At 37.3% G+C, this 8110-nt stretch carries 10 protein-coding genes, 2 tRNA genes and 2 pseudogenes; 4 read left to right on the plus strand and 10 right to left on the minus strand.

All coding sequences use genetic code 11. The features are described from left to right. The 3 genes and pseudogenes from ACK2M2_RS15855 to ACK2M2_RS15865 form a co-directional block, all read left to right on the plus strand. Positions 1-147 (plus strand): annotated as a pseudogene (locus tag ACK2M2_RS15855) (IS5/IS1182 family transposase); the annotation flags it as partial. A gap of 99 nt (positions 148-246) precedes the next feature. Then, positions 247-1122 (plus strand): hypothetical protein, encoded by an 876-nt coding sequence (locus ACK2M2_RS15860; RefSeq protein WP_025468557.1) that lies wholly within the window; start codon positions 247-249, stop codon positions 1120-1122. 35 nt (positions 1123-1157) lie between these two features. Continuing rightward, positions 1158-1517 (plus strand): hypothetical protein, encoded by a 360-nt coding sequence (locus tag ACK2M2_RS15865; protein ID WP_228129607.1) that lies wholly within the window; start codon positions 1158-1160, stop codon positions 1515-1517. A 33-nt stretch (positions 1518-1550) separates the two neighbouring features. On the opposite strand, the gene ACK2M2_RS15870 is transcribed toward ACK2M2_RS15865, so the two are convergent. The 8 genes and pseudogenes from ACK2M2_RS15870 to ACK2M2_RS15905 all read right to left on the minus strand — a co-directional run bounded on the left by ACK2M2_RS15870 (position 1551) and on the right by ACK2M2_RS15905 (position 7151). Next, a complete protein-coding gene (locus ACK2M2_RS15870) occupies positions 1551-2588 on the minus strand; it encodes a L,D-transpeptidase family protein (RefSeq protein ID WP_005249581.1) in 1038 nt (345 codons plus the stop codon). A 128-nt stretch (positions 2589-2716) separates the two neighbouring features. Beyond that, a pseudogene (locus ACK2M2_RS15875) lies at positions 2717-3220 on the minus strand (IS4-like element ISAba33 family transposase); the annotation flags it as partial. Between the two features lie 28 nt (positions 3221-3248). Continuing rightward, positions 3249-3950 carry an IS1 family transposase gene (locus ACK2M2_RS15880; RefSeq protein ID WP_005401920.1) on the minus strand — a complete coding sequence of 234 codons (702 nt, stop codon included), beginning with the start codon at positions 3948-3950 and terminating at the stop codon, positions 3249-3251. A 195-nt stretch (positions 3951-4145) separates the two neighbouring features. Further along, positions 4146-4892, minus strand: a complete 747-nt coding sequence (locus ACK2M2_RS15885) for an ATP-binding protein (RefSeq protein ID WP_337971638.1) — start codon at positions 4890-4892, stop codon at positions 4146-4148. Between the two features lie 10 nt (positions 4893-4902). After that, positions 4903-5439, minus strand: a complete 537-nt coding sequence (locus ACK2M2_RS15890; RefSeq protein WP_419349835.1) for a DUF1376 domain-containing protein — start codon at positions 5437-5439, stop codon at positions 4903-4905. 68 nt (positions 5440-5507) lie between these two features. After that, positions 5508-5756 carry a hypothetical protein gene (locus ACK2M2_RS15895; RefSeq protein ID WP_004668074.1) on the minus strand — a complete coding sequence of 83 codons (249 nt, stop codon included), beginning with the start codon at positions 5754-5756 and terminating at the stop codon, positions 5508-5510. Continuing rightward, positions 5746-6930, minus strand: a complete 1185-nt coding sequence (locus ACK2M2_RS15900) for an Arm DNA-binding domain-containing protein (protein ID WP_419349836.1) — start codon at positions 6928-6930, stop codon at positions 5746-5748. Before ACK2M2_RS15900 ends, ACK2M2_RS15895 begins: the two co-directional genes overlap by 11 nt. 11 nt (positions 6931-6941) lie before the next feature. Then, entirely contained in the window at positions 6942-7151 is a 210-nt protein-coding gene (locus ACK2M2_RS15905; protein ID WP_004732663.1) for a hypothetical protein, read from the minus strand. A gap of 115 nt (positions 7152-7266) precedes the next feature. Between ACK2M2_RS15905 and ACK2M2_RS15910 the strand changes: the two genes are divergently transcribed. Then, positions 7267-7491, plus strand: coding sequence for a helix-turn-helix domain-containing protein (locus ACK2M2_RS15910; RefSeq protein WP_004732662.1), 225 nt, complete (start codon positions 7267-7269; stop codon positions 7489-7491). Between the two features lie 302 nt (positions 7492-7793). Here ACK2M2_RS15910 and ACK2M2_RS15915 read toward each other — a convergent pair. Together ACK2M2_RS15915 and ACK2M2_RS15920 are read right to left on the minus strand one after the other, a co-directional pair. Then, positions 7794-7869 (minus strand) — tRNA-Gly (locus tag ACK2M2_RS15915). Between the two features lie 45 nt (positions 7870-7914). Further along, a tRNA-Gly gene (locus ACK2M2_RS15920) sits at positions 7915-7990 on the minus strand. Between the last annotated feature and the right edge of the window lie 120 nt (positions 7991-8110).

Below are 8110 nucleotides of genomic sequence, written 5' to 3' on the forward strand. Positions count from 1 at the left end.
GAAACTAAGATGCATTGCATCAAATTATTAGGAGATAAACTCAGTGCAAGGAGTTTTGATAGCCAAGTGAATGAGATTCATGCACGTGTAACAGTCCTCAACAGATTTACGGAATTAGGTCGATCACTTACCCAAGTTATGCCTTAAATTTGGATCAATTAGGGGCGCTTTGCATTTCAAATCTTTGTGCAACAAAGCCCCTTTCGTCTATTTGTGCAACAAAGCCAAGGACAATATGAACTTGTGATGAATCCTGAATATGAAGATTTTAATTTAGAATTATTACAAGACTATTGGCAATTTAATGAAATTGAAAAGCACCAGTTCACTTATTCTGTAAAAAAATTAGTGGAAAAATATGATATTAGTTCATCTGCAAAATTGGAAAGAATCGTTAAACACAGTGGACATTTAAAATATACGGGAATAAAAAACTGCAAAAAGTGCTATTTCGATTATGAAATTTTTATACGTAAAGACATAGGCTTTAAAGATTGGAAGAATTACAAGAGAGAATTAGAATGCTATGACTGCCGTAGACGCTCTGTACAAAATTACATGAACAAATATCTCAATGAGTTTAAATTGTGTATTCCAACATTGTCAGATGAGCCAATAGATTCACCGAAGCAGCAGCTCAGTTACTTAGAAAAAATAGTTCTGTATGTTATGCTCAGCAAAATTAAGATTGGCACAGACAATGTTTTGCCACAACATGAGTGGCGTTCATTTGTTGAACTCGAAGCCAATGGTGCTGGTGATCTTGTAAAAAGAATATTTGAAAAAGGCTATCTTTTTAAAACAAATGAATTTGACGAATTTATACAAAAACAAGCTGATTTGCGCCAGCTACATTCAGATTGTAGACAATATTTGAATGAAAATATAACGCATGAAATTCAAACTTACTTAGCCTTAAATTTTAAGGCAGACATAAATCTTGTGATTCCTGAATGCTACGATTACCTAGAGCAGTGGACCTTTGGGCTGTATGAGGAAATTATGGGTTCAAAAGTTTATATCAAAGACTTCAAGGAAATTGAAAAATATATAAAAAATAAAAGATTAAATGAAGTGTATGCCTTGCTTGATTTTGTTCGCCAATACAAAAAATCCCTGTAAAGAAAAATAATGCTTTGGAATTGGATTTAATGCGGATGCTTCTTAAATATGATTTACAGCATATTTTGAGCTTGTTTTGGTATCAGTCGAAATTTGTAGGTGATCGGTTACGCACCTTAGAGCTATCGGGTGATGAAAACGCTAGGTTTATTAAAGATACTGTTTTTGCTAAGAAAATATCGACTTATTTAGATTATTTAGACCATAAAGATGAAAAACCTAAGTATCCGAGGAATCTTCCTGGAAATTGGACGTATTCCGAGATTGAGCTGTTTGTTAGTGCCCAATTATTGGCAACTATGAAAAGTGGGAAAAGTATACGCCTAGCGAAATCTTGGCTTTGTGGGAAGAGACAAGAGGAATTGAGCTTGAGAACGCAAGCGCTTGATTGCTAAATTTTGATTTTTCAAATAGCGAGGTAAATTTTTTCATTCCAAGAAAATTACAGTTAACCCCTTATGGAGGACTTTAGCTAAGTTATTAGCATCCCAATTAGTCAATCGGATACAACCATGCGATGCTGTTTTAGAAATTAAGGCGGGATTTGGCGTACCATGAATCCCAAAAGAAGGTCGAGATAAACCAATCCAAATATTTCCTACAGGGTTGTTGGGTCCTGGGGGGAGGCTTAAGGGCTTAAGATTTTTGCCTTGAATAAAATTCTTAGGGTTATAACTATAATGTGGATTGAACACGATACTGCCGATGGCATGCGTGCCAGTGGGTGAGGGATTATCTTCGCTCCCGATCGTTGCAGGAAAAGATGCAATGATCTTATTTTGTCGATTAAGCAAATATAATTGTTTAGAACCTTTGTGTGCAATAATGCTTTGCACATTATTTGGCAAAACATTTATTACATTTGCGACAATAATCTTTTCACCGACTTTATTAAAATTTGCGCCTGAATTAATTTTTTGTAGAAACAATTCATCCATATGGAATTTTTCACCGAGCATTTCGGTCACACGAGTGTAATACAAGCCCTTCATTCTTGATTGTTCAGCATAATCTACAGGGATCGATTGAGCATAAGGAACTTTTAAGTCTTGTGTGGTAATGGTGTACTTAATAAACGTCGGTTGAGTTGTATCTTCATTTAAAAGCTGCCAAGTATTTGCGTCTAAGATTCCGTCACCACTTAAACCCTTCATAATCTGAAAAGCGGAAATGGCTTTCACAGTATTTAGGCCCAATATGCCATCAATTGCACCTGAGGATGAGTAATGGCGACTCAACAGCACTTGTAACTTTGCGTAAACAGGAAGATAGCCTTTTTCAAGATTGTCCGACCACTCCGCTTTATTTAGATTATCTAAAGACCATGTGTCGGCTTGGTTTAACAGTGCTAAATTGTTTAGATTGTTAGTGGTAGGAGGAAGTGATTTTTGTGGTTCAGCTGCAAGAGTATAAGTCGAAAAAATATACATACTACTCAGGCAAATAACTAAAAAGCGACTCAACATAACGACTAACCCCCAAACTAATTTTATTGATCAAAATAACTGCACTCATATTTTAAATAAAGTTGATAATTTAAAAATGTATATAAAATGCGGCTTTGTAACAATTTTAACTCTGTACACGACAAATTTCATAGGGCCCTTGTCCTATCAGGCTTTTTCTTTCTTAAAATTGCTAGCACTTTCTTAAATTCTTCTTTTTTCCCAAAACCAATCAAACGTAGAATAGCCATTTGAACATGGTCCAAACCGTAGCGAAATAAACTTACTGAAAGTCGTCCATGCTTCTTTATTTTTATCGCTTTTTTTCGATCATGTTGCCATTCACCTGTTAAATAGCACCAACAGAAACCGATAGCTAGCACTGCTATCAATTTCTTGACTCGTCTAGGGTCTGTTAAACGAGTATTTTCAAGATTGAATCCACGTCCTTTGAGACAACTAAATAAGGTTTCGATTTCCCAGCGTAATGCATAATCACGAATAGCTGAAGCATTCAACATAGGAGAAACAACAAGTAAAAGTTCTCCATCTTCTAATCGTAGCGCACTAATATACAGTTTCACTCGACCAACCCAAATACGTCGTTTACGACATTCAGTTTGACCAACTTGAAGATGACGAAATAAATCACTAGGTGGTGTTTCAAAAAGTATGCTGGCGTTAAACAAATCCGTTATTAAGGTAAAAGAAAGTCAAATCAAAGGCTTTAAAATGATTTTCGAGCTTTTTAGAAAAGTTGCAACTTCTCCTAAATCCACGCCTGATTCGATGACGAATTCTACAATTGTTACCTTCAATACCGACGGTAAAAAACTTACCGATCACTTGCTTGCAACATTGAAATGCTGTAATAAAACTATCCCAATGATCACTCGCAATTCGAGCATATTGAACCCCAAGCTTTTTAAGTCTAGCTTTAAGACGTTGAACCGTTGCTAAATCCCGCTTACCCCAAACATAAGCAACAATTTCTCCAGATTCTCGATGGTAGGCATAAATAAGCCATTGTTTATTTTTCTTATTCCCTACAAAAGTCCAAAGTTCATCGACTTCAAGACATTCGTAGTGGCTTTGTTTAGGCTGAATCTGATAGATCGATTCACTTAAGGTTCGTAATACCTTGCCAATGCTGATACGCTCGACTTCAGCAATATCTCTTACACCGCTTCCTCTGATCATTAAATGTAATATCTTGCCGGTAATACCTGAGTTACACCCTTGATAGCTTAATGCATGAGCACCAATAAACTGACGTTTGCAATCTTTGCATTGATGGTTTTGTTTCCCATCTACTTTGATGCCATTTCTCTTTATATTGTTACTTAGACAGGTAGGACATTTGATTTGTAGCGTTATTTTCATACCTCTATTTTATCAAAAGCCATATTGTTTTTTTCAGCATACTTTTTGAAACACCACCAAATAAGAACGGGTGTTTAGCTTCAAATAAGAATATCTGTCCATTTAATAAGAATATGCAATTAATGCAATTTTGAAAAATCTAATTATAAAAGCCAATTATTTCAGCGAGATAATTGGCTTAAGTAAAGAGTCGTATTATTTGGTTATCCGCTGATCATCCCAATAACACGGTACTACAATCAAATTGTTTTCATGTAATCGTGACCATAATCGGATACCTAAATCTCGCTGCATATTTTGGACTGTGAAATTGGAAATCAGAAGGGTAGATTTCATGTTGTCATAACGGCTATATAAGACCTTATGCACCATCTCCAGGCGTTTTTCATGCCGGTCATGCAGGCCATATTCATCAATCACCAATAAATCAAAACTGGAGAAATGGTCGATGACTTCTTTCTCAGAGCGTGAAGCATCTGACCAGGTATCCATCATTTTTTGAGCAATTTCTGCGCTGGTATAGTAGCGTGCAGATTTTGTACTGTTATGCAGAATGTTGCGAATGATTGACGCACTCAGATGAGTCTTTCCTGTACCCGGTGTACCAATGAGCAGTAGGTTTGGATAATGGTCAGAAATAATCTGCTGTGCAAAAGCCTGACATAGTTTGATGGCATTGTCTTGTGCAGGACATGCAACTACATAATTCTTGAAGCCACGATCCAGGTAGCGTTTATTGAGCCCTGAGTTTTTGATTTTCTGTTGTAGCAATCGCTGTTGCAACTCATCTGCATAGGCTGCATGTGAGTGATGGACGGTTTCTTTGGCACACAATTTACATAGCTTGTGACCAGCGATTTCCATCAGGGGTATATGATGGGTAGGGCAAAGTGTTTCCGTTGTTTCTGTGCGAAACTGGAGCGTTTTAAGCATGGTATTCATGATTATTCTCCTAAATCCATTTGGAATTTTCTAAAAAATTCTCATTTTTTTCTTCAAAATTTGAAGATGAAGATGAAGATGAAGATGAAGATGAAGGGCATGGCTTGAGCTTGGTCGGAGCAATGCTCGGGGTATCCTCAGAGGATGCTTGAGCATTTTTTTGCACTTGCTTGTTAGATGCTTGAGCATTACTGGCGGATTTCCCCCAACGTGCTTGAGCTGCATTTTTAGCTTTATCAGATTTCATTTGCTGATTTTGCAATGCCTGGCTTTTTAAACTGGTTAAAAAATTTGAATGAATCTGCTCAGATTCGATTTCAAACAATTCTAGGGCCAACAGCGTATTCAACAAGGTTTTAGCCTTGGTATTTTGGGATAATTTTGTGATGCTACATACCGTAGCTAGGTCGTGAGGAATAGCACCATTTTTCCAGAAATCCATCATTAACAGCAGTGCTGCACCAATTTGTTCTGCAGTCATTCGTGCGAATTTTGCCTGTAAGTCGCCAATATAGAGTGGCATCCAAATTGAAATATCTTTATGCATATTTTCACCTTTTTATAGGTATAGAAGGGCTAAGGTCATCAATTAGATGACCTTGTATATTTGTTTGATTAGGGAACTAGGCTCATTAACCGGATGCGGGCCTGGCGGGCTAAATCATCGTAATGGGCTTGCCCATCATCCAGCAGTCGTTGTAGCCAAAGCCTTAAAGCCTGGTGATCATCGAAGCATTTATTGATTTCCAGCAAAAAGGCCAGATTGTGCAGTTTAGGAATGTGTAACTCATGAATGAGTTCACGCGCGACCATATCTGCTTCTGGGCTAACGACTACGCCGCCAAAGAAAGCTTTACTGTTCATGGGCAAGCTCCTCTGTATTCAGTCTCTCCAGCATGGCTTCAAAAGCACTACCATCGCGACGCGTAACATTCGGAATGTAGCGGCTATAGACCCGGAACAGCATTTCAGTGGTTGAATGTCCCAGCTGGCGTGCGATCCATTCCGGGTTCTCGCCTGCAGATAACCATAATGTTGCAGCGGTATGGCGTGTTTGATAGGCTCTTCTAGGCTTTAATCCTAGAAAGCGCAAGATCGGATGCCAGACACGTTTATTCACCAGACGATAATCTAGAGGCCCGCCATCACGATTGTAGAAAACAAAACTGGATTTACCATTATTTAAGCTTTTCTGCTGTAGAAAAGCTTGATAGACCCGATCATTCATTTGGATGGTGCGGTCAGAGCCATAAGTTTTGGTTCCACCCAAAACACCATTTACCAGTGCTTCTCTAATATGTATTTCACGACGCTGTAAGTCGATATTTTTCCATTGAAGACCATCGATTTCACTAGTACGCATACCTGTGAAAAAGCGAATAGTGTAATAAGGTTTAAAATCATCACGTACCATTGTGAGAATTTTATGTACCTCTTCCAGAGAAAAGGGAGTAACTTCAATCTTACTTTCCTTCAGATTGTTAATATTTTTATAAGGCGACTCAAACTCGTATCGTTCAGCCGCATCATTGAGTATCATACGTAAAGGCGTCATGATTTGATTAATCCGCGATGCTTTCAGACTTGTCTGATCATTTCCGTGTGTCACTTTGGCGAGGGAGGCACGAAAATTCAGCAAGTCTGATTTTTTAATTTTCGTCATTACTTGATTTCCAAAAGCAGGAATCAAATATTTTTTCATGACGATTTTAATTTTCTCCTGATAAGAACCTCTCCATTCTATTTGTCTTTGATTGAACCAAATGTGCGCATAATCTTTGAATAATGGAACATTGGTTTGCACAGCAATTTGCTGACTTCTTTTCTCTTTAAACTCCTCAAGACGTTTACTTTTTGGAAAGTACTTTTCGTACTCAAAAGTTCCCAAAACAATCTCAGCCTCAAGCTGTTCAAGACGTTTTTTTAAAATACGTCGGTTATATGCGTTATCTTCAAGCGTTGTGGTTTCTCTGCAACGCATTCCCATATAACGGAAGTCAGCAATGAGCTTTCCACTTCTTTCACGAATAGTCGCCATACATTAAACTCCTATTGCAACGCTTCCATGCTTAAACCAGTAAACTTAAGCATTTCAGTTTCGATACGTTCCCAAACAAAAAGAATTTTACGGCCACCGAATGGGCGAATGTAATGAACACCCTCAATGAAGACACTATCTTTAAGTTGGTTGCGAATAGTACGAGCGTCGTACTGAATTTTTTCAGCCAGTTGTTGGGCGGTAAGGTAGGTATATGTCATAATTGTATTCCTGTAAGAATTCATTGGATGTAAGTAATTATTCATCCATAGACGTAAAATAACCTTAAATTTAATTGAATACAATTAAATTTTCATCGTATTAGTGGAATTTTTAATGGTTATTTGTAAATTACCAATTTTATTGGCAGAAAGAAAAATGCGGGTTGCTGATTTAATTCGTGGTACTGGAATTAATAAAACGACTTTGCATAAACTTTATAATGGAGAGTTGACCCGAATCGACTTAGATACCATTGATCGTATTTGTGAGCATTTAGATATCCAAGTCGGAGATTTATTTGTTTTTGAAAAAATTATTAATAATCATGGTGTTGAATAGTAATTTGGTCACAAATGGTCACAAAAAATGGCCTTGGTCACAATTTTTTGCTTAGAAATAGACTTTAAGAAAGTGAAAGGAAATGACAGAATATTTTGTAAATAGTTTAAGAAAATTTAAGGTCATTTAAGATCATTTATAAAAAATGGGCACATTTTGGTCACATCTTGGTCACAAAGCCAAAAGATGCGGTCATGAGAAATCATCACAATAGATCCGATGGCTGAGTTGCAATAAATAAAATACTTTTAAAAATCAATAATAAAAAAGCCCCAATCTTTCGATCAGGGCTTTTTTGAATTTGGAGCGGAAAAAGAGACTCGAACTCTCGACCCCAACCTTGGCAAGGTTATGCTCTACCAACTGAGCTATTCCCGCGGAGTCTACCCAATTTTTTAAATAAAAAACTAGATGAAAAAATTTTGGAGCGGGAAAAGAGACTCGAACTCTCGACCCCAACCTTGGCAAGGTTATGCTCTACCAACTGAGCTATTCCCGCGGTGTCTACCCAATTTTTTAAATAAAAAACCAGATAAAAAAATTTTGGAGCGGGAAAAGAGACTCGAACTCTCGACCCCAACCTTGGCAAGGTTATGCTCTACCAACTGAGCTATTCCCG

Origin of the sequence: Acinetobacter sp. TY1 (genome assembly GCF_048551395.1) — a bacterium.
Classification (GTDB): domain Bacteria; phylum Pseudomonadota; class Gammaproteobacteria; order Pseudomonadales; family Moraxellaceae; genus Acinetobacter.

Bases quoted from the DNA above. Each gene is read 5' to 3' on its own strand.
- ACK2M2_RS15900 (WP_419349836.1), bottom strand. From the start codon at position 6,930: ATGGCGACTATTCGTGAAAGAAGTGGAAAGCTCATTGCTGACTTCCGT.
- ACK2M2_RS15905 (WP_004732663.1), bottom strand. From the start codon at position 7,151: ATGACATATACCTACCTTACCGCCCAACAACTGGCTGAAAAAATTCAG.
- ACK2M2_RS15860 (WP_025468557.1), top strand. From the start codon at position 247: ATGAATCCTGAATATGAAGATTTTAATTTAGAATTATTACAAGACTAT.
- ACK2M2_RS15890 (WP_419349835.1), bottom strand. From the start codon at position 5,439: ATGCATAAAGATATTTCAATTTGGATGCCACTCTATATTGGCGACTTA.
- ACK2M2_RS15880 (WP_005401920.1), bottom strand. From the start codon at position 3,950: ATGAAAATAACGCTACAAATCAAATGTCCTACCTGTCTAAGTAACAAT.
- ACK2M2_RS15865 (WP_228129607.1), top strand. From the start codon at position 1,158: ATGCTTCTTAAATATGATTTACAGCATATTTTGAGCTTGTTTTGGTAT.
- ACK2M2_RS15870 (WP_005249581.1), bottom strand. From the start codon at position 2,588: ATGTTGAGTCGCTTTTTAGTTATTTGCCTGAGTAGTATGTATATTTTT.
- ACK2M2_RS15895 (WP_004668074.1), bottom strand. From the start codon at position 5,756: ATGAACAGTAAAGCTTTCTTTGGCGGCGTAGTCGTTAGCCCAGAAGCA.
- ACK2M2_RS15885 (WP_337971638.1), bottom strand. From the start codon at position 4,892: ATGAATACCATGCTTAAAACGCTCCAGTTTCGCACAGAAACAACGGAA.
- ACK2M2_RS15910 (WP_004732662.1), top strand. From the start codon at position 7,267: ATGGTTATTTGTAAATTACCAATTTTATTGGCAGAAAGAAAAATGCGG.